The organism is Chryseobacterium sp. SSA4.19 (assembly GCF_022601875.1).
GTDB lineage: Bacteria > Bacteroidota > Bacteroidia > Flavobacteriales > Weeksellaceae > Chryseobacterium.
Genome location: NZ_JAKVIP010000019.1, coordinates 23884 through 50022 on the forward strand (window position 1 = coordinate 23884; position 26139 = coordinate 50022).

The 26139-nt window shown below is 37.6% G+C and carries 22 protein-coding genes; 14 read left to right on the forward strand and 8 right to left on the reverse strand.

All coding sequences use genetic code 11. The annotated features are described in order from the left end of the window. Positions 1-45: 45 nt before the first annotated feature. A complete protein-coding gene (locus MKJ01_RS13495; protein ID WP_241614621.1) occupies positions 46-585 on the forward strand; it encodes a hypothetical protein in 540 nt (179 codons plus the stop codon). A gap of 280 nt (positions 586-865) precedes the next feature. Here MKJ01_RS13495 and MKJ01_RS13500 read toward each other — a convergent pair whose 3' ends face one another. The 5 genes from MKJ01_RS13500 to MKJ01_RS13520 all read right to left on the reverse strand — a co-directional run bounded on the left by MKJ01_RS13500 (position 866) and on the right by MKJ01_RS13520 (position 8220). Next, on the reverse strand, positions 866-2143 hold the full coding sequence (locus MKJ01_RS13500; RefSeq protein ID WP_241614622.1) for a DUF6080 domain-containing protein: 1278 nt from the start codon (positions 2141-2143) through the stop codon (positions 866-868). A 193-nt stretch (positions 2144-2336) separates the two neighbouring features. Continuing rightward, positions 2337-3878 (reverse strand): YdiU family protein, encoded by a 1542-nt coding sequence (locus MKJ01_RS13505; RefSeq protein ID WP_241614623.1) that lies wholly within the window; start codon positions 3876-3878, stop codon positions 2337-2339. Positions 3879-3953: 75 nt separating this feature from the next. Then, positions 3954-6332: a transglycosylase domain-containing protein gene (locus MKJ01_RS13510; RefSeq protein ID WP_241614624.1), complete on the reverse strand. Its 2379-nt coding sequence runs from the start codon at positions 6330-6332 to the stop codon at positions 3954-3956. 6 nt (positions 6333-6338) lie between these two features. Beyond that, complete coding sequence (locus MKJ01_RS13515; protein ID WP_241614625.1) at positions 6339-6803, reverse strand: gliding motility lipoprotein GldH; 465 nt, start codon at positions 6801-6803, stop codon at positions 6339-6341. Then, a complete protein-coding gene (locus tag MKJ01_RS13520) occupies positions 6796-8220 on the reverse strand; it encodes a regulatory iron-sulfur-containing complex subunit RicT (RefSeq protein WP_241614626.1) in 1425 nt (474 codons plus the stop codon). The genes MKJ01_RS13515 and MKJ01_RS13520 overlap by 8 nt, the downstream gene beginning before the upstream one ends. Before the next feature lie 274 nt (positions 8221-8494). Here MKJ01_RS13520 and MKJ01_RS13525 point away from each other — a divergent pair, with 274 nt between their 5' ends. From MKJ01_RS13525 to MKJ01_RS13565, 9 genes are all read left to right on the forward strand, one after another. Then, positions 8495-9727 (forward strand): OmpP1/FadL family transporter, encoded by a 1233-nt coding sequence (locus MKJ01_RS13525; protein WP_241614627.1) that lies wholly within the window; start codon positions 8495-8497, stop codon positions 9725-9727. A gap of 9 nt (positions 9728-9736) precedes the next feature. Continuing rightward, complete coding sequence (locus MKJ01_RS13530; protein ID WP_241614628.1) at positions 9737-11194, forward strand: hypothetical protein; 1458 nt, start codon at positions 9737-9739, stop codon at positions 11192-11194. A gap of 85 nt (positions 11195-11279) precedes the next feature. After that, positions 11280-12218 carry a ribose-phosphate pyrophosphokinase gene (locus MKJ01_RS13535; protein WP_241614629.1) on the forward strand — a complete coding sequence of 313 codons (939 nt, stop codon included), beginning with the start codon at positions 11280-11282 and terminating at the stop codon, positions 12216-12218. A gap of 54 nt (positions 12219-12272) precedes the next feature. Continuing rightward, positions 12273-12917 carry a 50S ribosomal protein L25/general stress protein Ctc gene (locus MKJ01_RS13540; protein ID WP_241614630.1) on the forward strand — a complete coding sequence of 215 codons (645 nt, stop codon included), beginning with the start codon at positions 12273-12275 and terminating at the stop codon, positions 12915-12917. A gap of 155 nt (positions 12918-13072) precedes the next feature. Then, the gene (locus MKJ01_RS13545) at positions 13073-14293 is read left to right on the forward strand and encodes an aminotransferase class V-fold PLP-dependent enzyme (RefSeq protein WP_241614631.1); all 1221 of its coding nucleotides are present in this window, start codon (positions 13073-13075) and stop codon (positions 14291-14293) included. Between the two features lie 138 nt (positions 14294-14431). Continuing rightward, positions 14432-15250 (forward strand): T9SS type A sorting domain-containing protein, encoded by an 819-nt coding sequence (locus MKJ01_RS13550; protein WP_241614632.1) that lies wholly within the window; start codon positions 14432-14434, stop codon positions 15248-15250. Positions 15251-15368: 118 nt separating this feature from the next. After that, positions 15369-15929, forward strand: a complete 561-nt coding sequence (locus MKJ01_RS13555; protein ID WP_241614633.1) for an RNA polymerase sigma factor — start codon at positions 15369-15371, stop codon at positions 15927-15929. Beyond that, complete coding sequence (locus MKJ01_RS13560; RefSeq protein ID WP_241614634.1) at positions 15916-16521, forward strand: hypothetical protein; 606 nt, start codon at positions 15916-15918, stop codon at positions 16519-16521. The genes MKJ01_RS13555 and MKJ01_RS13560 overlap by 14 nt, the downstream gene beginning before the upstream one ends. 29 nt (positions 16522-16550) lie before the next feature. Then, the gene (locus tag MKJ01_RS13565) at positions 16551-17588 is read left to right on the forward strand and encodes an outer membrane beta-barrel protein (RefSeq protein WP_241614635.1); all 1038 of its coding nucleotides are present in this window, start codon (positions 16551-16553) and stop codon (positions 17586-17588) included. Positions 17589-17784: 196 nt separating this feature from the next. Here MKJ01_RS13565 and fumC read toward each other — a convergent pair whose 3' ends face one another. Both fumC and MKJ01_RS13575 read right to left on the reverse strand, forming a co-directional pair. Then, a complete protein-coding gene (fumC, locus tag MKJ01_RS13570; protein WP_241614636.1) occupies positions 17785-19179 on the reverse strand; it encodes a class II fumarate hydratase in 1395 nt (464 codons plus the stop codon). 1 nt (position 19180) lies between these two features. After that, a complete protein-coding gene (locus MKJ01_RS13575) occupies positions 19181-19627 on the reverse strand; it encodes a hypothetical protein (protein ID WP_241614637.1) in 447 nt (148 codons plus the stop codon). Between the two features lie 170 nt (positions 19628-19797). Here MKJ01_RS13575 and MKJ01_RS13580 point away from each other — a divergent pair, with 170 nt between their 5' ends. The 3 genes from MKJ01_RS13580 to MKJ01_RS13590 all read left to right on the forward strand — a co-directional run bounded on the left by MKJ01_RS13580 (position 19798) and on the right by MKJ01_RS13590 (position 22955). Next, positions 19798-21405 (forward strand): fumarate hydratase, encoded by a 1608-nt coding sequence (locus MKJ01_RS13580; protein ID WP_241614638.1) that lies wholly within the window; start codon positions 19798-19800, stop codon positions 21403-21405. 75 nt (positions 21406-21480) lie between these two features. After that, the gene (locus MKJ01_RS13585) at positions 21481-22548 is read left to right on the forward strand and encodes a serine hydrolase (RefSeq protein ID WP_241614639.1); all 1068 of its coding nucleotides are present in this window, start codon (positions 21481-21483) and stop codon (positions 22546-22548) included. A gap of 113 nt (positions 22549-22661) precedes the next feature. Further along, complete coding sequence (locus MKJ01_RS13590; RefSeq protein WP_241632656.1) at positions 22662-22955, forward strand: hypothetical protein; 294 nt, start codon at positions 22662-22664, stop codon at positions 22953-22955. Positions 22956-23052: 97 nt separating this feature from the next. On the opposite strand, the gene MKJ01_RS13595 is transcribed toward MKJ01_RS13590, so the two are convergent. Next, complete coding sequence (locus MKJ01_RS13595) at positions 23053-23919, reverse strand: helix-turn-helix transcriptional regulator (RefSeq protein ID WP_241614641.1); 867 nt, start codon at positions 23917-23919, stop codon at positions 23053-23055. A gap of 136 nt (positions 23920-24055) precedes the next feature. Here MKJ01_RS13595 and MKJ01_RS13600 point away from each other — a divergent pair, with 136 nt between their 5' ends. After that, complete coding sequence (locus MKJ01_RS13600) at positions 24056-26125, forward strand: T9SS type A sorting domain-containing protein (RefSeq protein ID WP_241614642.1); 2070 nt, start codon at positions 24056-24058, stop codon at positions 26123-26125. Positions 26126-26139: the final 14 nt, after the last annotated feature.

Consider the following 26139-nt stretch of genomic DNA (forward strand, 5'->3'; position numbering starts at 1 on the left):
TGGTATAATTTTTTAAATTGCCTAAATTTGCGGAAACAAGTTTAAATGAAAAAGTTTATTAAAATATTTTCAATACTCGCTCTGTTGTCATTTTATAATATTGATGCCCAGCAGGTTGTAAAAAAAGATACTTTGGCGGGAACCGAACTTACGATTACGATGGATTCCAAAGTAAATACAGCCATGGAAAGTATTGAAGACAGATGCTCAAGAACAACTACAGCGGTATCTTCAAGGGATGATGATGACGATTTTAGTGCTCCCAAGCCTGCAAAAATTTTTGTTCCCAGCAGAGGGCTTACTAATGCAGAAATATGCAGGAGAAATCCAAGGATTTTAGGATATAAGATTCAGATTACAACGGTGAAAAGTAATCAAGAAGCAAATGAAGTAAAGTCGTATTTCAGGAAGAGATTTCCTAATCTGAAAGTAGAAACGGATGCTTCCCTGAGGCCCAATTATAAAATTTTAGCAGGAAGCTACTTTACCAAGCAGAGTGCATCATCAGACCTTGCAAGGGTAAGAGAATATTTTAAATCTGCAATTCCTGTACAGTACAGAATTTTTTGTGCAGAAGCAAAATAAAAAACTGCTAAATACAGAAACCACTAATAGCTGAGACTTTGTTCTCGGCTTTTTTGTGTGTAAAATGTTGGTTAAATCAGTAAAAACTGACTTTATTTACATAAAATTCAAAATTTTTAGGGTCCTGAAAAAGTAAATTAAATAGGATATACTGAATATAAAATTATTAAATGAGCTTTTCTTCTAAGATTAAAAGACTAAAATCCTTTGTGACGAATTAAGATCATCCTGTTTGCTCCGAATTAATACAACTGTAGATGTCCTTTCTTAAATCTTAATTTTAGTAATATTGGTTTAAAAACCAAAAAAATTCCGTCATTCTTAAATAATTATTTGTTGCCAGATATACCCATAAAATGCATAAAATTACACTCAGAAAAGACAGTATTTTTGGTGATTCTTTGTAGGCATAAAACAGCCATCCCAGTAAAAGAGGGTAGACAAAAACAAAGTGTCCGCCATAAATATAGGAAGTATGGATGCCAAATCTCATAATGCAGTGAATGACAATATCTAAAAAAAATGAAATCATCAGAACCTGTACAAGTTTATTATTGAAATTTTTATAATAACTCCAAAGGATAAGGCCCAATAATACAGCTATGAAAATGTAAGGGACCCATGATGAATATACATCCATAATAATACCTTTATAATCGAAGCCTTTCATGTTATGCTTGTCACGAATCAAAAAGTTTGAAAAAAGTATATTTCCACCAAAAAAATAAGAAGAAATCATGTCCCACATGGGCGTGGACTTCACGTTTGAAAATTTTTCGTACTGTTCGCTGGTTTTGCTGAAAATATTCTGATATTTAAAATCAATCCGGTTTAAATACAGCAGGATAAATGAAATGCATACAAAAGCGACTCTCAAAGCAGCATGTCCAAATTTTTTCCAGCTTCTGAACAAATCTTTCTCAAAAAGAACAGGGATAAAAACTTTAATAATATTGGTTACCGTTAAACCACCGATTGTAATTCCTGAAAAAACCAACGCCAGTGCCGGAATTTTCTTTTCTTTTTTCAATTTTATCGCTGAATAATAATTGAATAAGGTCAGCAGAAATAAGGTATAAGTGAAATTTTCAGGAGTAAATGAAAGTAATATCGGCGTTGAAAAGGATCCGAAGAATAAGACCAATAAAAGCGTAACAGCCAAAGGCAATTGAATAATATTTTTCAGGTATTTAAAGATCTGGAGAATACTGAGACTTACTGCAATATTGCTGAACCAGGCCAAAGCAAATCTGAAATTTCCATCCATTTTACCGTCTGAAAATAATAATGCCAGTTCACGGATCCAATTGAAAAAATAATAGGAGAGCGGATGTCTTTCAAAGCTTCCACCAGTCATTACAATGGATTTATTATCAAAGCTGAAATAGGCATCCCAGGGAATTCTGCTGTCAAAAATAATCTTATGATGAATGGCAATATAAGAGCCTAAATATCCGTAAACTACCAGAAAAAAAAGGAAAACAACCAGCTCAATGCCTGTTGAAGGAAATAAAAGTTTAAGAATATTGATAAATTTCGATTTAAATTTTGACACCATTGATAAGTTTGTGCAAAAATAAAATAAAATCTGAAGCGATTTTGATACATCTATAAATAAATGCGTCTGTAAAACAGCTGTAGATTTATTCTTCTTATAAAAAACGGATGCTATTTCTATATAACATCCGTTTTCAACTTTTTCACTATGTTAATCTCCGAAGATTGATAGCGTAAGAGAGATTTAACTTGATTTATGAGCTGCAGGAAAGTGTGGAACATCCCGAAGTATTATCATATTTTGAAGGTCTTTTTACTGAAAATTCAGGATAAATTTCTTCATATGGATTTTCTAATGCATGTGTTAATTTATCGAACATTGCCATTCTGCCTTCTTGAACCTCTTCGATACACTGATAAAGCAAATAATTTCTCAGGATAAATTTCGGATTTGCTGTCCTCATTATTTCTGCAGATTTCTCCTTTGAAACAATATTTTTTTCCAATCTTGAATGATAGGTTGTTATAAAATTTTCAAGTTTTGAAATTTTCTCATCGTCCAGAAAAGTATACGAAACATTTTCAAACTGATTTTTCAGATCTTTCAGATCATTAAATTTTTCGAGCTGATTAAAGAATAGGGTGTAATCAAACTGAAGATCCTGCATCAGTTCCTGCCAGCCTGTAAAGAATTTTTCATCCTGGGTAAGCAACTGATCAAACCCAAATTTTTTGCAAAGCATTCTGTCGTGGGTTTCCCAAAAGTAGCTTCCGAAATCATTCAGGATATCTTCCAGAAATTTTTCATCTTTGATCAAAGGATGAAGCGCATTGGCCAGCTGCCAGAGATTCCACTGGGCAATCTGTCCCTGTTTTCCGAAAGCATATCTTCTTCCCGGGAGGTCAGTCGTATTGGGCGTGAAATTTAAATTATATTCATCCATCATGGAATAAGGACCATAGTCAATTGTTAAACCCAGAATTGACATGTTATCAGTATTCATCACTCCATGAACAAATCCTACTCTGTACCATTCCACCATAAGATCAGCTGTCTTTCTGCTTACATTTTCAAAAAAGTCTTTGTATTTCTGTACGCCTTCTGAAGTAATTTCTTTAAAGTAGTTTTTAATGGTATAATCAGCAAGTTCCTGTAAGGTTTTGTATTCTCTTTGGGCAGACATCAATTCAAAATGTCCGAACCGAAGAAAGCTTTCGGCTGTTCTGATGATCACAGCTCCTTTTTCATATTGCGGATTTCCGTTGTACATCATATCCCTGACAACGTCTTCTCCTGTAAGAGCCAGGCTCAAAGCACGGGTTGTTGGAATTCCCAGATGAAACATCGCTTCACTCATCAGATATTCCCGGACGGATGACCTTAATACCGCTCTTCCGTCAGCATGTCGGGAATAAGGTGTCGCTCCGGCACCTTTCCACTGGATCTCACTTTTTTTTCCGGAAGCATCCGTAATTTCTCCGGCAATGATCGCTCTTCCGTCGCCTAGCTGTCCTGCCCAGTTTCCGAACTGATGTCCTGCATAGGCAGTAGAGTAGCTATTAATATTTTCCGGAAGATGGTTTCCAACCAGAAAATCAAGATCTTTTTCTTCAAATTTCCCCATGCCTATTTCTTCTGAAAGCTGCTCGTTAAAAGCGACAAGTTTAGGATGGTCGAAGCCCGCAGGCTTTATGGTGGAGAACAAGACCTTTGGCGTGTTTCTCTGCATGGGATTGTTTGACAGATCTCCGGGAAATATTTTTATAAAGGGCTGTTGTATGTTTTCAGTATTCATAGCTCAAAGATATTGATTATAAAAGAAAAGACCTTTCAATCACTTGAAAGGTCTTGTATATATCTGTAAGAGAATTTATTTATTATTAAAATCTATGTCTTCCCCTGTATTCAGGTTTTCATTCACATTTTCTTCTTTTTTGCCTGAGTTTTTAGGCCCGGAAGGTTCTGCAGGCCTCGGATTCTTAATTTCATCAATCGTCTGCAGGCCACCGTCGTCCCCATAGCCGGCACCTAAACCTTTAAGGTTGGAGCAGCCGTCTTTCCATTCGGAAGGTTTTACAAATTTATCTTCCGGGGAAATTCCTAGCGTTTTATCTGCCCATACTTTTTTCATAAATATAGCCCAGATCGGCAACGCCATTCTTGCTCCCTGCCCTTCACCAGTTCCGTAAAAGTGAGTGGCTCTGTCTTCCCAGCCTACCCATGCACCTGTGGCAAGCTTTGGAACAATTCCCATAAACCATCCGTCAGAATTATTCTGTGTTGTTCCTGTTTTACCGGCAATTTCTATATCTTTTGAGATCCCTTTTCTTCCTAATTCCCCCGAAGCAGTACCATATTGTGCTACACCTTTCATTAATTCTATCATGGTGTAGGCATACATCGGGTTCATTACCTCTTTCGGTTCTACATTTACTTCTTTAATTACTCTTGAATTCGCATCTTCAATTCTCCAGATCATTTCCGGTTTATTGTAATTTCCATAATTTGCGAAAGTACTGTAGGCTCCCACCATTTCGTAAATCGTAATATCTGATGAACCTAAGGCCATTGGTAAACTGGTAGAAATATCTTCCGTAACCCCAAGATCCCTTGCTGTTTGAATAACGCTTTGTGTTCCTGTCATTTCAGCAAGGCGCAAGGCTACCGGGTTCTGAGAATGTGCCAAAGCATCTTTCAGAGTAAGCATACCACCTCTTCCGGGAACGTGATAGGTTCCTTTATTGAAACTTGCATTAGAAACTACAGAACATGGTGTCATTCCCAGTTTCATAATGGCTGTTGCGTATACAAACGGCTTGAATGTTGATCCTACCTGTCTTTTTCCCTGTTTGATATGATCATACTGGAAATGCTGCCAGTCGATACCACCTACCCAGGCTTTAATTTCACCTGTCCCGGGAGTCATAGACATCAAGCCTGCCTGAGCTACTTTTTTATGCCATCTGATAGAATCCCAAGGTGACATTTCTACTTCTTCTTCGCCTGCCCAGGTAAAACGAGAGGTTTTTATTGGTTTTTTAAATTCAATCATGATAGAATCTTCGGAAACCCCTGCTGCTTTCAACTGCTTATAACGGCCGGTTCTTTTCATGGCCTGAAGCATCAGGCTGTTAATCTGTTTGTCATTCAGATAGTAGAACGGCCAGTTTTTTCTTCCTCTCTGTTCTGCATCAAATCTTTTCTGAAGGTCTGTCAAGTGCTCCCTGATTGCATCTTCAGCATATTTCTGCATTTTAGAATCAAGCGTTACAAATATTTTTAAACCGTCTTTATAAAGATTCAGTTTTTTACCGTTTTCCTTTTCATAATCTTTAAGGTAACTGTCAATTTCCTTTTTCAGATAAAATTTATAATAAGCTGAATAATCATCATTTATATTTTTAATCGGATGATAATCCAGCGTAATAGGAGTTCCAACAGCTTTTTCAAAAGTTTCCTGGTCAATATACCCTGTTTTTAGCATCTGATCCAATACAACATCCCTTCTGGTTTTTGCTCTTTCAGGATTTCTCATCGGATTGTTCTTTACCGGGTTTTCAAGCATGGCTACAAACATAGCGGCTTCCGGTAAGGTAAGCTGTGATGTTTTTTTGTTGAAATAAATCTTGGAAGCCATTTCAATTCCGTTTGCATTATATAAAAAGTCAAACTTATTGAAGTATAAAGTGACAATTTCTTCCTTGGTATATCTTTTTTCCAGACTTACGGCAACCACCCACTCCTTCAGCTTCTGGAAAGCTCTTTCAATTTTATTCTGAGAAACTCTATTTGTAAAAAGAAGTTTTGCTAACTGTTGGGTAATTGTGGAACCGCCACCTCTTCCCCCGCCATATACCACGGCTCTGGCAACGGACTGTAAATCGATTCCCGAGTGCTCTTTGAAACGTTCGTCCTCTTTAGCCTGAAGGGCGTAGATTAAGAAAGGAGGAAGGTCCTTGTAAATAATAGGCTGTGTTTTTTCTTTTTCAAATTTCCCTAACACGACTCCGTCTGAAGAGATAATTGTAGAAGCCACATAGATGTCCGGGTTTTCAAGTTCTTTCACATCAGGCATTTCTCCAACGAAACCTTGGGAAACGGCAAAGAAAAGTCCTGAAATTCCTAAAACAACAGCAATGAGTCCTACCCAGATGATTCTTACCCATTTTTTCCAGGCAGTATTTTTCTTTTTGGGAGGAAGCGGGAAGGTTTTCCCTTTTTTTCCTGTATTAGATCTGTTTTCTTCCATTGATGATTACGGTTTATCCGTTTCTAATTTTACTCCAATGTCTTCAATTCCCGGTAAAATATCATTTCTCATAGCCTGAGTAAGGCCTATTTCATATTTGCCTTTTGCCGGAAATCTGTAATTCAGTTTATACTGAAACAAAGTTTCCTTCGTATCACCGAATCCTGTTCCCAGCCAGTCTCCGTTTGGTTTGGCCAGGATGTAGTTTAACGTGTCGGTTTCCTTTTTCTTATTCTGAAGATTGGTGAAATTGACAATTAAACGGATATTGCTGTAAGGATACTCGTTATTGTTTCTTACAACAAATATAATATTTTTAGGATGTTCAGGATCTGAAATTTCAAGATTAAATTTTTGTTCGCTTTTCTTATTCCATTTACTGTCAACAGAGTGCATCATTACGTCTCCTTCTGAAGAAGAATGACAGCTTAAGAAAAGAATACATGAGAATAACCCTAAAATTTTACGCATTGTTATCTTTTTTTGGAGGAAATTTCTTTTTAAACTTTTTCTTATTCTGAGTAGCCGGCTTCTTTTCAGCGTCAGGCCCAGTCACTATTTCTGCTTTTTCCATCTGAGGCTTTGCCTGTTGGGATTTCTGCTGTCTTGGATGACCTGCAGAATTATCGTTTGGATTAGCCTGTCTTTGTGGTCTTTCGGTTTTTTCATTCCTTTCAGAACGCTCGGGACGGTCTTGTCTCTCAGGCCTGTTTTGATTTCTTTTTTGTCCCTGATTCGGTCCATTCTGATTGTTATTCGGCCTGCTGTTCTGATTTCTGTTCCTGTTGTTGCCTCTGTTTTTCTTTTCAAAACGGTCCACATTGTTTTCCTGAATCAGATCAATACTTGCCAATGGGATATCGGGCTGTTTCAACTCTTCAAGAGGAAGTGTTTTTTCGCCGCGTTTGTTTTTTGCGATCAATTTTTTAATCAGGTCAATATCAAAATCATACCATGCCATAGAGCTGTCTACATACGCAAACCACATTTTCTTTTTGAAAACATCGATTTTAATACAGAATGCTCTTCCTTTTTCGGTGTCTAAGGTAGTTGAGGAAGATGGGAAGTGGCTTAACGCATCAAGATAGCTGTCCAGCTCATAGTTCAGACAGCATTTAAGCTTACCGCATTGTCCGGCCAGTTTTTGTGGGTTGATGCTTAATTGCTGGTATCTCGCAACGTTGGTATTGACAGATCTGAAATCCGTCAGCCATGTTGAGCAGCACAGCTCTCTTCCACAAGATCCGATTCCGCCGACTTTTGCCGCTTCCTGCCTGAAGCCGATCTGCTTCATGTCAATCTTCGTCCTGAAAGCTCCCGCATATTCTTTAATCAGCTGTCTGAAGTCCACACGGTTTTCTGCGGTATAAAAAAACGTAACTTTTGAAGCATCTCCCTGGTACTCTACATCGGTAATCTTCATTTCAAGACCGATCCTGTGAGCAATTTTCCGGGCTTCTATTTTTATTGTATCTTCTTTTTTTCTTGCTTCCTGCCATACCTCCAGATCTTTCTGGTTGGCCTGTCTGTATATTTTTAGGGTAGATTCTTCTGAAAATCTTTTCTTTTTCATCTGAATCTTTACCAGTTCTCCGGTGAGACTTACCACACCTACATCATGTCCGGGACTTGATTCTACTGTAACTACACTACCTATATGTAACGGAATATTATTTATATTTTTATAAAAAGATTTTCTGTCATTTTTAAATCTAACTTCTACAAAATCGCATCGGTTCGGCGCGGGATTGTTGATGTTGGAAAGCCAGTCAAAAACACTTAATTTATAACTATTACCACAGGTATTTACATTTTCACAGCCATTCGCGGTTTTCTTGGGTCCGCAAGAATGTGCAGAATCGCCGGATGTTTTACATCCACAACTCATATAATATATATTTAATCTTGCAAATTTATGATTTTTATCTTTATCAGGTCTAAAATAATCAAATATTCAGAAATAACAGTGTTTGGGATTAAACAAAAAGAGAAAAGTTGAGTAATATTCTTTTTAAAGCGTTGATAACTATATAAATTAGCCTTGGATTTATCATGATGCTATTTTAAACATAATTTTCTTTTTATATATCGTTTAAAAATTTATGATTTATTAACAGGCTTAGCCAAAATAATTTTATATTTGACTTATATAATAATAGTCTATGAAAAAAATAGTAGTATCAACTGCATTACTGGCAGGTGTTCTATCTTATGCAGGAGGCTTCAGGGTTTCTCTGCAAGGGGTAAAACAATTGGCAATGGCGCATACCAGTGCGCATGCTGAAGATGCAAGTGTGGCATTCTTTAATCCTGCAGGAATGTCATTTATTCCCTCAAAACTAAGTATTGTTGCCGGAGGATTTGGAGCAAGCAATAAGGTTACTTTTCAAAACCTGAATACCTTGCAGAGTACGGAAACCGATAATCCTATCGGGACGCCTATTTATGCGGCAATAGCTTATAAGCCAGTCGATAAATTGTCGATCGGATTCAGTTTTTCCACTCCTTTCGGTAGTACGATTGAATGGCCGGAACAGTGGGAAGGAAAAGAAATGGTTCAGAGGCTTGAGCTTAAAAGTTATTATTTCCAGCCTATGGTTTCCTACAAATTCAATGACTGGTTGGCTTTTGGAGCAAGCTATATTTATGCAAGAGGTACTGTGAATTGGGATAAAGCCGTTACTCAGTTCGGGGGACAGCTTAATCTGGATAGTAAAGCCAGCGGGCATGGTTACGGCTTCGGGTTTTATTTCAGACCGGATCCTAAGCTTGATGTAAGTGTTGCTTACCGTTCACCTGTTGATATGAAAGCGAAGGACGGAATAGCAACATTTAAATTCCCTTCATCTTCTGTGTATCCTTTATTAGGCCTCGATGCCGGCGGAAAAGATGGTTTTACGGCAACATTGCCTTTGGTAGAAGAATATACAATTGGTTTAACCTACAAGATCACTCCAAAATGGTTAGTTTCTGCAGATTTTAACTATCACGGATGGGAAAGATACAGCAAGCTGACCTTGGATTTTGCTACTGCTCCTGTCGGGAATCAAGCAGATCCTACAGTTTCGGTTTCTCCTAAGAACTTCAGAAATTCCAAAACATTCAGATTGGGAACCCAATATGCATTCAGTAACATGATTTATGGGCGTTTGGGAGCTTATTATGATGAATCTCCTTATTCTGACGAACATTTTATTCCTGAAACACCATCATTCAACACATATGTTGTGACAGGTGGAGTAGGCTTCAAGCTGAAACAGTTTGGAGTTGATGTGGCAGGAGGATATGCAATGCCTCAGGCGAGAGATGTAAACAACTCAACTCTCGGTTTTTACGGACAGGCTAAGGCTAAGGCATTCTATTTAGGTTTAGGTTTATCTTATAACCCTTTTTAATTGAAGACTATGAAAAAAATTATAATTTCTACATTCGCAATTTCCGCAATGCTTTTTACAACGAGCTGCGAAAATGATTTTGATACTGATGTAAATGATGTAGTTGTCACTAAAGGTGAGGCTGATTTCTCCAAATATGTTGCGCTTGGAAATTCTTTGACTTCCGGATACAGAGACGGGGCACTTTACAGTTCCGGGCAGAATGAATCTTATCCTAATATGATTGCCATGCAGATGAAGCTTGCCGGCGGAGGACAATTTAAACAGCCTTTAATGCCAAATAATACCGGAGGTTTTACCAATTTATTTAACCCGACTACCGGGGAATTTGCAGGAAAATATGTTTTAAGCCTTGTAAACGGTTCACTGTCTCCGGGACCAACTGCTCCGGGCGCTCCTCTCGATATTATTTCTTCCGGCGGACCTTACCAGAATATGGGTGTTCCAGGGGCTAAAGTTTTCCACTTGCTTGCTCCGGGTTATGGAAATCCTGCGGGACTTACTCCGACTAATCCAACTGCAAATCCGTATTTTGTAAGATTTGCAACATCAGCATCAACATCAGTTGTAGCTGATGCATTGGCACAAAATCCAACCTTTATATCTTTATGGATAGGAAATAATGATGTTCTGGGATATGCTACTTCGGGTGGGGATGGCTCTAACCCGATTACTCCGGTGGACGGAGTCCCTGGTGTAGGCTTTACCAATTCCTATACAGCATTAGTAGGATTGTTATTTCCTGCGGGGACAACAAGAAAAGGAATCATAGCCAATATTCCTAATGTAACAAGTGTACCTTATTTTACAAGAGTTCCGGCAATGCCTTTAACGAATCTTACCGCTGCCCAGGTTACTCAGCTAAACGGAGGTTATGCAGTATATAATGCAGGGTTGGCCCAGGCTAAAAGTTTAGGAGCGATCAGTGATGCCGAATACCAAAGAAGGCTTATAAAGTTTACGACTGGTGCTATGGCAAACGGAGCTGTAATTGTTGATAAGGATTTATCAACTGTTCCCGGACTTCCGAAGTACAGACAGACCACAGCGAAAGATTTCATTTTATTACCTGCAAGTAAAGTGCTTACTCCGCAGGCGGGAGGTGGAACTTCTGTTCCTTTGGAAGATAAGCTTGTTTTGACAGAAGCTGAAGCTGCAAAAGTGGCAACGGCAACAACGGCATTTAACACAACAATTAAGAATGTTGCAACAGCCAAAAACCTTGCATTTGTAGATATGAATGCTAAAATGGAAGAGCTTAATTCCAAATCCGGAATTGTTTGGGACGGTGTAAAATACACAGCAACTTTTGTAAGTGGCGGGGCATTTTCACTGGATGGAGTTCACCTTACCGGCAGAGGATATGCAATCATAGCCAACGAATTCATTAAAACAATTAATGATAAATACAAGTCCACATTACCACAGGTAAATCCGAATACATATTCCGGTGTTACTTTTCCGTAATTATTGATAAAATAAAAACTTAGAAACCACAAGAGTAATTCTTGTGGTTTTTTTTTAAATTTGCAAAATCTTTTAAAAAGTAAAAATGGCCGATCAGTTAAGTTATCTATTTTGTACAAGGACGAGTAAGGACTTGGCAGAGAAAATTGCCCAATATTACGGGCAGCAATTAGGGAAAATCAACTTTCAGGAGTTCAGCGACGGAGAATTTGAGCCCGTTTTAGATGAATCCGTGAGAGGAGGGAGAGTTTTCCTGATTGGATCTACATTTCCCCCGGCAGATAATCTTTTAGAACTTCTTCTAATGATTGACGCTGCAAAAAGAGCTTCTGCTAAAAGTATTACAGTCGTTCTTCCTTATTTCGGGCTTGCCAGACAAGACAGGAAAGACAAGCCAAGAGCACCCATCGGAGCTAAATTGGTAGCAAATCTGTTGACTGCAGCCGGAGCAACAAGAGTAATGACAATGGATCTCCATGCAGACCAGATTCAGGGGTTCTTTGAGATTCCGGTAGATCATTTGTATGCATCTACGATTTTTGTGGATTATATCAGAGATCTGAACCTGGAAGACCTTACCATTGCTTCCCCGGATATGGGAGGAGCAAAAAGAGCAAAAAATTATGCCGGCCACTTGGGGGCAGACGTTGTAATTGCTTATAAGGAAAGGAAAAAAGCCAATGTAGTGGAGGAGATGTTCCTTATCGGGGATGTGGAAGGTAAAAATGTGATCCTTATCGACGATATGATTGATACGGCTGGAACGCTTTGTAAAGCAGCAGATATCCTGATAGAAAAAGGTGCAAAATCTGTAAGAGCAATGGCTACTCACGGGGTACTTTCAGGAAAGGCGTACGATAATATTGAGAACTCAAAATTACTGGAAGTGATTGTAACTGACTCAATTCCTGTAAAAAATAATTTGTCAACTAAAATAAAAGTGCTATCTTGCGCCCCATTATTTGCGGACGTTATGAAGATGGTTCATGAACACCAGTCAATTAGCAGTAAATTTATTATTTAATTGATATTCAATAGTTTGCAATTTTGATTTAAAACAATTTTTAAAATTTTATAAATGAAATCTATTACAATTCAAGGTACAAAAAGAGAAAGCGTGGGCAAAAAGTCGACAAAAGCTTTACGTGATGCTGAATTAGTTCCTTGTGTTGTTTACGGAGGTGGTGAGCCATTGAATTTCTCTGCAGAAGAGAGAGCATTCAAAGGTTTGGTATATACTCCTGAAGCACACACGGTATCTATTGAGGTTGATGGTCAGACAATTCCGGCTGTTCTTCAGGATATTCAGTTCCATCCGATCACAGATAAAATTCTTCACGCAGATTTCTATCAATTAGCTGATGACAAGCCGGTTGTTATGGAAGTTCCGGTAAGAATTACGGGTCGTTCTAAAGGTGTTGTGGCTGGTGGTGTTCTACGTCAGTCTTTCAGAAAATTAAAGGTAAAAGCTATTCCTGCTAACTTACCAGACGAAATCGTTGTAGATGTTACTCCGTTAAGAATCGGTAACAAGTTATACATCGGAGGAATCAAAACTGAAGGATATTCTTTCATGCACCCTGACAACGCGGTAGTAGTTGCTGTTAAGATGTCTAGAAATGCAATGAAAGGAGGGGCAGCAATTGAAGATGATGAAGAAGAAGAAGTTGCAACTGAAGAAGGAGCAGCTCCGGCAGCAGAAGAAACCACTGCAGCAGAATAAGAATTACTTATTTACATTATATAAAACCTGTCATTTTATGGCAGGTTTTTATTTTTAGATTACATCTATCATGATTTTATGCATGACACTTTTCAGAAAAAAGCCGTAAATTTGAAGGGTTCTAAATAAGGACACGTTAATTTAAAATTTTATAAATGTTTGACATTCAGGAAGTAAGAAGTCAGTTTTCTATATTAGACAGGCAGGTAAACGGTAAGCCGTTGGTTTACTTAGATAATGCAGCAACATCACAGAAACCGGATTCTGTTTTAGAAGTCTGGAATAGGTATTATACGGAAATTAATGCCAATGTACACAGGGGAATTCATACCTTAAGTCAGTTGGCTACGGAAGAAATGGAGCGTTCCAGAAGGAAAATTCAGAAATTTATTAATGCTGAACATGATTTTGAAGTCATCTTTACCAAAGGGACTACAGAAGGATTGAATCTTATCTCTTATATTTTAACACAGAAACTTAAAAAAAATGATGAGATTATCATCTCTTATCTGGAGCACCACTCCAATATTGTTCCCTGGCAGTTGCTTTGTGAAAGAACAGGCGCGCAGTTAAAAGTGATCCCTATCGATGAAAACGGGATTCTTGACCTTGACCAGTTTGAAGGATTTTTAAGCGAAAAGACAAAAGTAGTTTCTTTGAATCATGTCTCCAATGCATTGGGAGTCATCAATCCAATTGAAGAAATTATAGCAAGAACCAGAAAACATACGGATGCCTATATTGTCATCGATGGCGCCCAGTCGGCTCCGCACTTTACCGTGGACGTCCAAAAAATGGATTGCGATTTTTTTGTTTTTTCCGGACATAAAATGTATGCTCCGATGGGAACAGGAATTTTATACGGTAAGCAACAGCTTCTTGAAGAATTACCCCCGTTTCATGGAGGAGGAGAAATGATTGCTACCTGCTCGTTTACCGGAACCACGTATGCAGCACTGCCCTTTAAGTATGAAGCAGGAACCCCAAATGTAGGAGGAAATATTGCTTTGGGTGCAGCGGTAGACTTCATCCTGAAGGTGGGGCAGGAAAATATCCGCAATCATGAGAATGCCTTACTTGAATATGCTCAAAAACATCTTTTGGAACTGGAAGGAATCAGGATCTATGGTGAAAAAGCGAACAGAACAGGTGTCGTTTCTTTTAATCTTGAGGGAATAGGAATTGCTTCTGATGTCGGGATGATTCTCGATAAATTGGGAATTGCTGTAAGAACGGGGCATCACTGTACGCAGCCGATTATGGATTTCTTTAAGATTGCCGGGACCGTAAGAGCGAGTTTTGCCGTTTATAATACATTTAATGAAATTGATCTGTTGGTCGAAGGTGTAAAAAAAGCACAACGGATGTTAACCTAGGATAGTTTTATCATCATTTTACAATAGAGGCTCCATTCAGGAGCCTTTCTGTTTAAGTAATGAAATTTTTTTAAATGATAAGTGTGGTATCAGTCAAAATTAAATATTAAATTTATAATACTTTTAAATCACTTAATCATGAAAAAATATGTATTCTTATTTATTTTCGCTGCCGGATCGAGTAATGCGCAGCTATTTTCTGAAAGTTTTGAGGGTGGAGTATTACCCGTCGGCTGGGTAGCCAATAATCCCGATACATCGGAAAACTGGACAGTAGGAACTGGAAATAGTTTTGCAACATTTCCGAGTGGCGCAGCATTCTTTGATGACAATAATTCAGGCGAGTCAGGTGTTAATTCCAATGCAACATTAACTTCACCTGTAATTAATCTGACAGCCGCTGCAGGTCTGAAATTATCATTTAAATATGCCAATATGATGTATAATGATGATTCTACTTTAAAGGTTGAGGTTTTTGACGGGACTTCATGGGCACAGGTGTTTATTTTTGCCGGTGAAGCCGGAGACTGGGGGCTCGATCCTGGTGCTTTTGTATTTTATGTCGATACTTATGCAGAAGCAACAGATATTGACTTAACTCCTTATATGAGTCCCAACTTCCAACTCAGATTCATATATGATGATGCCGGTGATTACTCGTATGGCGCAGTTGTCGATGATGTGGTGATTTATTCAGATCTTTTATCAACATCTGATGTCTCGGTCAAAAATATATTTGATATTTATCCCAATCCGGTAAAAGATCATCTTTATATTATTAGATCGGATTTAAAATCAAAATATATTATTTCTGTAATCGATATGTCAGGAAAGATAATAAAAACTTTTAGGGAAAAATCAGATTCTTACAACCTGTCAGATCTTTCAAAAGGTACTTATATGATTCAGATTACGACTGATCATTTAAAAATAAGGAAAAAAATCATTAAACAGTAAACATGGAAGCTTCTGAACTTCAGGAGCTTTTTCTATTTTATAATTAAATTTTTTAAAAAATATTTTACAAGTGTAACTTTTTCTATATTTCTTTGTCTTAGTAATAGAAACAATAATTATGAAGCTTTTGATCGGAAATAAAAAAGAGGATTTGCTGAGCCGCCTGAAAAAACAGGATCCGGCAGCACAAAGAATCTTTTATGATCAGAATGTAAAGAAATTTCTGAGTGTAAGCAGAAGTTACATCAGTGATCTGTATCAGGCAGAAGACTGTCTGATTAAAGCATTTTGTAAAATTTTCAAAAATATAGAAAGCTTCCGGGAAGAAGGCAGCTTTGAAGGCTGGACGAGAAGGATTGTTGTGAATGAATGCCTTAACTTTATTAAAAGCCGTAAAACCGTTTTTTATCTTGATGAGGTAAGCTCCTCCTATCTTGAAGAAATTCATGAAGAAGAACAGGATTTTAATTTTAATGCACAGGAACTGCTGGATCAACTGCCGGATAATTACAAAATGGTTTTTAACCTCTATGTACTGGAAGAGTTTTCACATCAGGAAATTGCTGAGCTTCTGAATATTTCTACGGCCGTAAGTAAAACACAGTTGTTCCGGGCAAAAGAGAAACTAAGAAAACTTTATTTTAATCAACAAAAAGCACTAGCAAATGAAAACTGCTAAACCTATAGAACGTTATATAAAAAAACAAATTGATGACAGGGAAATAAATCCTTCAAGAGATTTGTGGTCAGAAATTCAATCCCAAACAGTTAATACAGGCTCTGGAAAACCTGTTTTTAACAGGTTTTTATTTGCGGCATGTTTTGTTTTGATATTTGGTTTGGGATCGGTTTTATTTTTTAATAAAGATGAAAAATCCGAAGCACCTATTGTAAATTCAGTTAAAAGCCCATCTTTAGAAACAGAATATTCTGACCAATCTGAAAAAATAAATTCTGAGACCGTAATGGTACCCCGCCTTCAGAAAAAACTACCTCAGAATAAAGATAATTTTGCAGAATCAAAACCCGAAGAAAAAGTTTTTCTTAAAAGTGACCGTCCTCTGATTAAAGAGAACTCTCCGGAAATTATTTCTGAAATTACGCAGAATCCGCCTTTGAAAATCATTGCAAAAACAGATTCGGTAAAGGTTCAGAATAAAAAAAGATATGTTGATCCTTCTACACTGCTTTTCTCCGTTGAACATAAAGATGTCATTGAAAAATCGAAGGATGGAAGTAATGTAGCCACCATCGATCTGAATACAAAATAATCCAGATTAAACTAAAAAATAATAAAACTATGATTAAGAAATTTATCATCACAGGAATGTTGTGCCTTATTATTACGTCAATCAATGCACAGAGAAGGACATTGAGTTTAAATCTTCAGCCCAAAGAAGATACTACAGTAAGCCCGATTGTAAAGGAAAAAGTAGAGGAATATGCAGTAAAAATCAATGAAATCATTCAGGAAGAAAAGAAACTGATGGAAGCTGAATTATCGGTTCTGCAGGCTAAAAATTTAGACAAATCTGAATTCAGTAAACAAAAAGCGCAGATTGCAGATGCTTACTCTCAAAAGATTGATGCAAGAATTGCAGGACTGGGATTCGATTTGGATCAGATGATTCAAAAGCAGGTAAGATATTCTCTTCTAAATTCTGATGTGAGCTCAAACGAGGAATTAAAAGAAAAGCTTTTGAAAAAATTTCAGCCTAAGAAAAGTTTTGACGGGTATATTTCTTACGGAATCATGACTTTAACGAATGATAAACCAGACAACGACCTGGATAAAAATTTAGGGTATGCCAACAATTTTGAATTTGGCTTGAAATTTAATTATCAGTTCAGCAGAACCAGCCCGTGGGGATTGATCTCAGGTTTAGGATTCTCATGGAGAACTGTTCGTACAGACAACAACCTGGTATTCGCAAAACAGAACGAAAATGTTTTTCTTGCAAAATATGAAGGAAGTCTTGATAAAGCTAAGCTGAGAACAGGTTACCTGATGGTTCCTTTTGGTTTTCAGTATAATTTTTCAAAGCTGCAAAATGCAGGAATGGATGTACAGTACAGGCCTTATTCGGACGGGCTGAGAATGAGTGCCAATGTCTATGGCGGAATTAAAATGTCAACGAATAATATTGTGAAAGGAGATAACCAAAGCTTCCGTGACCGGTCAAATTATCAGGTAAACCCTTTTGTATACGGTGCGCAGGTTACGGTTTCTTATGACAATATCAGCCTTTTCGTTAAAAAAGATTTCAGCAATTTCTTTAAGGATTCTTACTTTGAAAATGACAAAGCTTTGGTTTTCGGAATTGCTTTGGGATGGTAATCCAGAAAGATAATTTTGATGGGTATCCCATTAAGTCAAACATTCAGGAAAACATAAAATTATTTTAAAGACCATTTATTAAAATAGAAGAATTTAATTGGTATATGAATTGAGGTAAGATAATCAACATTCAAATTAACAAACAAAACACTCCGCAGAATTTTCTACGGAGTGTTTTGTTTTTATGGGGTGAATTCTATTTCAGGCTGCCTACCATATCTTCCGGTTTTACCCATTCGTCAAACTGCTCGGAAGTTACAAAACCAAGATTGATCGCTTCTTCTTTCAAAGTTGTCCCGTTCTTGTGGGCTGTTTTTGCAATTTTAGCAGCATTTTCATAGCCGATATGCGTATTCAAAGCAGTTACGAGCATCAAAGATTTATCAACCAGCTCTTTGATTCTTTCATTATTGGGTTCAATGCCTATCGCACAGTGATCATTGAACGAAATACAGGCATCTGCAATCAGCTGTGCAGACTGTAAGAAATTATAAGCCATTACCGGTTTGAATACATTTAGTTCGTAATTTCCTTGGGTTCCCGCAAAAGAAATGGTGGTGTCATTTCCTAAAACCTGTGCGCAAATCATTGTCATGGCTTCGTTTTGAGTAGGATTTACTTTTCCTGGCATGATGGAAGAACCCGGCTCATTTTCCGGAATATGAATTTCCCCGATTCCCGAACGCGGCCCTGAAGCCAGCAGCCTGATGTCCTGGGCAATTTTATATAAAGAAACGGCAAGTTGTTTTAAGGCGCCGTGAGATTCTACAATCGCATCATGTGCAGCCAGAGCCTCAAATTTATTTTCAGCCGTTACAAAAGGGTGATTTGTGAAGCTGGCAATATATTCCGCTACTTTTACGTCATATCCCTGTGGTGTATTTAAGCCAGTTCCTACTGCAGTTCCTCCTAAAGCCAGCTCGGAAAGGTGAGGCAGTGTATTTTTCAACGCTTTGATTCCGTAATTCAATTGGGCCACGTATCCTGAAAATTCCTGTCCTAAAGTTAATGGAGTAGCATCCATTAGGTGTGTTCTGCCGATTTTAACGATATTTTTAAAAGCTTCCATCTTTTCAGCTAAAGTATCTCTCAGTTTTTCAACTGCCGGGATGGTTACGTCAACTACCTTTTTATAAGCCGCAATATGCATTGCAGTCGGATAAGTATCGTTGGAAGACTGGGATTTGTTCACATCGTCATTAGGATGGATTTCAGATTTACCTCCTAAAGTACCTCCATTGTTGACGTGGGCTCTGTTTGAAACAACCTCATTTACATTCATATTGGATTGCGTTCCGGAACCCGTCTGCCAGATCACCAATGGAAACTGGTCGTTCAGCTTGCCTTCAAGGATTTCATCACAGACTTTAGCAATCATATCTCTTTTTTCAGCAGGAAGAACTCCCAGGTCTGCATTAGCGAAAGCTGCAGCTTTCTTTAAATACGCAAAAGCTTCAATGATTTCATGTGGCATAGAACCTTCCGGCCCTATTTTGAAATTGTTTCTTGAACGCTCGGTCTGTGCGCCCCAAAATTTATCAGCAGGAACCTGCACTTCACCCATGGTGTCTTTTTCTATTCTGTAATTCATTTTATTTATTTCTTTTTATTAATTCAGTGTTATCCATATCGTCCATATTTATTGATACATCATCCATTATCCAACACGTTGGTCCTACAGATTTTAAGTTTAAAGTCATACGGCTTTGTGATAAATTGGAAATCGTAATAATTCCTGTAGAAAAAACACATTTTTCCCATCTTTCCGAGGAAAATTTTGCTTCTTTTATTTTGATAACAATTTCATTTTTTTCATTTGTTGTAATATCAGATTTTTTTATAATAAACTTTTCATTTTGAAAATTAATAAATGAAAATGTAAAAGATTTTGGATTGTTCTCTAAAACTTCAAATTTGACTTGATTTTCATCAATCTTTCCTGTCCAAATTCCTGTAAGATTAGAAAAATCTGATTTTTTCTGAGCAAAGCTATTGCTATAAGTAATAAGAAAGAAAAGTATGATTAAAATATTTTTCATTAAGTTTCAATTAAAATTATTGTAAAAATTAAGATTAAAAAATGTTTTATAAAATTAATCATAAACTCACAACCTCACAATTTATAACGATTATAAATATCAATCTAAATGAATGATTTTGTTCTGCATTTTTCACGAAGTTTTATTTTTGCACCCAAATAAAAAGAAGAATGGAATTTAGATATCAGGATCCGTACCCGATTCAGAAAGACAATACGGTATACAGGAAATTAACTTCAGATTATGTGAAAGTTGAACAGTTAGGCGATAGAGAAATTGTAACGATTGATCCAAAAGGCCTTGAGCTGCTGGCCGAAGAAGCTATGGCTGATGTTTCTTTTATGCTTCGTTCTACCCATTTGGCAAGTCTTAAAAGAATTATTGATGATCCTGAAGCTACCGATAACGATCGGTTTGTGGCTTATAACCTATTGCAGAATGCCGCAGTAGCTGCAGAAGGAGCCTTGCCATCCTGCCAGGATACCGGGACGGCCATTGTGATGGGGAAGAAAGGTGAAAATGTATATACCGGGGTTGATGATGGTGAATATTTAAGCAAAGGAATTTACAATACCTATCAGAAAAGAAACTTAAGATATTCTCAGGTCGTTCCATTAACCATGTTTGATGAAAAGAATTCAGGATCCAATCTTCCGGCACAGATTGATATTTATGCTAAAAAAGGAGATTACTATGAGTTTTTATTCTTAACAAAAGGCGGAGGTTCTGCCAATAAAACTTTCCTGTACCAAAAGACAAAATCTTTGCTGAATGAAAAATCATTGGAGGCTTTTGTAAAAGAAAGAATTTCAGATCTCGGGACAGCAGCTTGTCCTCCATATCATCTGGCTTTGGTGATCGGTGGCACTTCTGCGGAAGCAAACCTCGCTGCAGTGAAAAAGGCATCAGCAAAATATTATGACTACCTTCCGACACAAGGGAATGAAGCCGGTCAGGCTTTCAGGGACCTGGAGTGGGAAGCCAGAATCCAGAAAATCTGTGAGGAGAGTTCAATCGGAGCACAGTTTGGCGGGAAATACCTTACCCATGATGTGCGGGTAATCAGGCTTCCTCGCCATGCTGCTTCCTGTCCGGTCGGGATGGGGGTTTCGTGCTCAGCAGACCGTAATATTAAAGGAAAAATTACCAGAGAAGGCATCTTCCTGGAGCAATTAGAAGAGAATCCGAAAAGATTTTTGCCTGCAACTCCACCACACCTTGAAGAAGCTGTAGAAATTAATCTGAACCAGCCAATGGCAGAAATCTTAGCTGAGCTTTCTAAATATCCGATTAAAACAAGGTTAAAACTTAACGGAACCCTGATCGTGGCAAGAGATATCGCCCATGCAAAAATCAAGGAGCTTATCGATAGCGGGCAGCCTATGCCGGAATATTTCAAAAATCACCCGATTTATTATGCCGGCCCGGCAAAAACACCGGATGGAATGGCTTCAGGAAGTTTCGGACCTACAACGGCAGGAAGAATGGATGTGTATGTGGATGAATTCCAGAGCCATGGCGGAAGCATGGTCATGCTGGCAAAAGGAAACAGAACGACAGATGTAACCAATGCATGTAATAAATATGGCGGTTTTTATCTCGGATCAATCGGTGGGCCTGCCGCAATTTTAGCTAAAGACAATATCGTTTCTGTTGAGGTTGTGGATTTCCCTGAATTGGGAATGGAAGCCGTTAGGAAAATTGAAGTAAAAGACTTTCCGGCATTTATTATTACCGATGATAAAGGGAATGATTTCTTCGCTGATCTGTCACACTAAAAATGTAAAATAAATACTACTTTGTATTGCATGGTACTTTTTTAAACTGTACTTTTGCAATACAAAGTAGTAACTATGAAAAATTTTCTTTTAAGCTTATTATTGTGTATTTGTGTCTCTAATCAATCCTATGCACAGCTTATTTCAAAGATAGACAGCCTCATCAAAACTGAATTTAGCGATCCAAACGGTCCCGGCGGAGTTTTCCTGGTTTCAAAAAAAGGGAAAATTGTGTATGAAAAGGCATTTGGTAAAGCCAATATAGAACTTGATGTCAATATGGCCCCCGACAATGTTTTTCAGATCGGATCGATGACCAAACAGTTTACTGCGGTTGCCATTCTGATCCTGGAAGCCCAGGGAAAGCTTAATATTAATGATCCTGTTTCTAAATACATGCCGGATTATCCGGCCGGCAATTCTATTACCATTCATCATCTGCTTACACACACTTCCGGAATCAAGGATTTTACTAAAATGAAATCACTTTCAGAAATAGCTCAGAAGGAAATGTCTCCTGAGGCAATGGTCAATTTTTTCAAAAATGAGCCGGTTGATTTCAGGCCGGGAGAAAAATTTGATTATAACAATTCAGGATATGTAGTATTGGGCTATCTTATTGAACGGGTTTCCGGTGAAAAATACGACGACTTTATCCAGAAAAATATTTTTGAAAAGGCAGGAATGGATCATTCTTATTATGCAAGCGACAGGAAAATTATTAAAAATAGAGCATATGGCTATCACCAGAAGAGTGACGGATATGTTAACAAGACTGTCATTAATTTCAGTGTTCCTTTTGCTTCAGGATCTCTCATGTCTACCGTAGAGGATATGGTGAAATGGCATAATGCCCTGAATAAAAACCTTATTCTTGATGCTATACATACTAAAAAAGCTTTTACAAAATATAGACTTAATAGCGGAGAACCGTTCACCTATGGGTATGGATGGCACCTGAAAGATATTGGCGGAATATCAATAAGGGAACACGGCGGAAGTATTTTCGGTTTTAAATCTATGGGCGTCTATATTCCTGATGAGGATCTATATGTGATCGGGTTGAGCAACTGCGACTGCCATTCACCAACTCAGGTTGTAAAAGATATTGCAAAAGTGGCTCTGAATGATCTAAAAAAATAATTTAGCCTTAGCAGATTAGTTTAAAATCAAAATAAATAATAAATTAGGATACATATCTTTTGTATAAAAAAATAAAAAGTCCTATTTTTGCCTAAAATCTTTAAGAAATGATAATGATTTTATCAGCATTTTGGCCATTTTACCAGTTCCTTTGGACCGTATTCTTCATTATAATGTTCCTAGTAGGATTCTGGTGTATTTTCATGTTTTTCGGTTTTGTCATTCCTTTATGGTTAACCGAAGGCTTAAAAGAATATTTCGGAAAAGTAAAAGCTTTTGATCCGGAAGATGTCAGAAGTAAAATGGTATATGAGCAGGAGGGTGCAGAGGTTATTTACAATGAGCCTAAAGGTCATGGTCCATTCATCCATGATCATAGCCACGACAGTCACGGACATCATCATTAATTGATTTTGTCATTGTTTTCTCACCTGAATTCTGAGGAAGCAATATCAAAGCAAAACAACATATATAACCACTTATTTATTAAGTGGTTTTTTTCGTTTATTCATTTCTTAATTTTTCAGGAGAGATACCGAATTTCTTTTTAAACGCTCTGGAGAAATTCTGTACATACTCATAACCGCATTCTATAGCAATTTCTTTAATCATCATTTCTTTATTGATGATCAGCTTTTTTGCTTTCAGCATTCTTAATTCAGCCATATAATCGCTTACCGTCATATGATAGTGTGCTTTAAATGATTTTCTGATGGTATTTTGATTAATTCCTATTGTTTTTCCTATTTCTTCAACCTTAATATTTCTTTGATAATTTTCATCTACAAACCTTCTGATGATTAACGGGGTTTGAGGCATTGCAGTAAGTGTATTTTTTTCATTGAACTGTTCGAATATGAGTATCAAAAGTTTGATGATTTTAGCTTCAACAAATAATTTCTGCATCATGCCTTTTTTAGAATAGCTGATGATTTCTTTTAAAATAATATGCATTTCAACAGTCATGTAAGGCGGAGCCAATTTATTGAGAAAGATGTATTGGTTATTAACCATACTTGCCAGGATTTCTGCATTTTCATTACTGACTTCAGGATTGATAAGGTTGAAAATATAATTGTAATTGATCTGGATATGAAAATATTTTAAAGTTTCCTGATGTTCTGTCCACAATTCCGCATGACTTTCTGACGGACAATAATGAAGAAAATACTGGTTTTTCTTAAATAGAAATTTCTTTTCACAATCGGTTCCTATCAGATAGATATCAGGGCTCAACAAAAAGATAAGGTCAAAATTTGCTTTGCTTTGAATACTGAAAGAAGCTGAGAGTTTATTAGGATGAGGATCGTCCTGAATTACAATTTTAATTTCTTCTGAACTGAATACTACTTTTTTACTGGCTCGCTTCATATACAAATCCTTAATATAATTTAAGTTATATCAATATCCGATAACAAAAATGTTGAAAATGATAACTTTAAATTCTAACAGACGTTTACTTTTGCACAAAATTAATTATAATTTAGAATAAATAAAAATAATATTTATGAAGTTTAGAAAAATATATTTTGTAGCACAGAAAATGATTCTGTTGATATTTATAATCTGTTTAAAAAATTCTACCTATGCTCAGCAATGGGAAGATGTAGGAGGTGTACCGTCTGTATCTGCAGGCGGAACCAGTTACAATAATCTGGTAATCTATGGAGGGAAATATTTTATTTCCTATTATGATGTTTCTGTGGCAAAAGGTTCTGTTCAGATGTTTGATGGAAATGTATGGTCATACGTTGGAGGCAGTGCAGGAATTACGACAGGTACAGCAACTTATAATTCATTGTCAATTGACGGGTCAGGAAATCTTTATTATACCAATCAGGCAGGATATCCCGATACAGGTTTGGAAGTTCGCCGGTTTAGTGGTTCAGTCTGGACGCAGCTTCCGAAGCCTACTATTTCACAGGTTAATTATCAGGCTTCTGCAGTTTCGCCTGCCAATATTTTGTTTACTTATTCAACGCATAACTCAGGTACCGTTCAGCGGTATGTAAATGGAACCTGGGAACAGGTGGGCAATACCGGGTTTTCTAACGGATCAAGTTTTGCGGAAATGGTCATCGGAACCAACAACAAAGTGTATGCCTGCAGCACATCCGGCGAAGTAAAAGTATATGAAAATACCACTTCAGCAACAGTTTCTGACAGCTGGTCGCTGGTAGGAGGAAGTATTGTCGATGCAGCATCGTCCGGTGAACAGTATACTTCTGATCTTGCTATCGATGCGCAGAATAACTTATATGTAGCGTATGTATCAAGTTCGGCTAACGGAAAAAAGCTAAACGTTAAAAAATTTGACGGTACCAGCTGGCTGCAGGTGGGAAATAACAATTTTTCAACAGGTAAGGTCCAGCATGTCGCTATAGCTGTTACTTCTGAAGGAATTCCTTATGTAGTGGCAAGCCGCTGGGAAAATGATGATTTTTTACGGAACACAGTATATAAATTAGATACAGCCACACAAACGTGGGGAAGCTTCGGAGGAGATTTTATTTCAGACGGGCAGGCAAAGTTTAATGACCTTGCCGTAGATGAAACCAATAATTATTTGGTTCTGGCCTATTCCCAGGATGGTACAAAAGTAAAGAGAATATCCCTTACAACACCTTGTAACAATGTGGATCCTGATAGCAATACAGGTGATCTCGGATGTGTCAAATTTAATTACCGCGGCCAGCCGGTATCTTATACAACCGTAAGGGGAGCAGATGGTAAGATATGGCTCCAGCAGAATTTAGGAAGTTCCCGGGTCGCCACATCTTCTGATGATGCCAGTTCGTATGGAGATCTGTTCCAGTGGGGAAGATGGGATGACGGTCATCAACTGAGAAATTCTGCGACTGCTGGAACTCCTTCTCCGAATTCTCCTGACGGTTTAACAGGAACAGGCTCATTTATATTAGGTTCAGGAACAGGTTCGTGGTGGGCCACCAATGCAACCAGTGATGCGTGGAATGCGACCTCAGGTTCAAGTGTTACCTCCACGATCGGTGCTGATCCTTGCCATGCCATAGGACAGGGTTGGAGACTGCCCTCTCAGGCAGACTGGACCGGCTTGGTAGCTGCAGAAGGAATAAATAATCCGGCCTCGGCCTATGCAAGCTACCTGAAATTGCCTGCTGCAGGATACAGAAGCAATACAAATGGTCAATTTACGTACGTGGGAACAAGAGGATATTACTGGAGTTCAGGGACAGCGAATTCAGGAGGAAAATATTTATACATAGGTTCTTCTATTGTAACACCGGGTTCGGGAGGCCCAAGAGGACAGGGAGAATCGGTGCGGTGCACGAAGGACCTTGCCGGACTGTCTACTTCCGAGAATGTACCTCTTTTTAAACTTGTCGGGATCTATCCTAATCCTACTCATGGAGTTCTGTACCTTAAAACAGATTTAGCTGTTGAAACGGTAACAGTAAGCAATATTTTAGGACAAAATATGTCAGTTCCTTTTTCTGATCATCAGATTAATATGCAGAATCTTTCTAACGGAATCTATATTGTGGAATTAAAATTCAGGAATGGTCAGACTTTGTCTAAAAAAGTAGTTAAAAACTAATTTTATGGTAATAA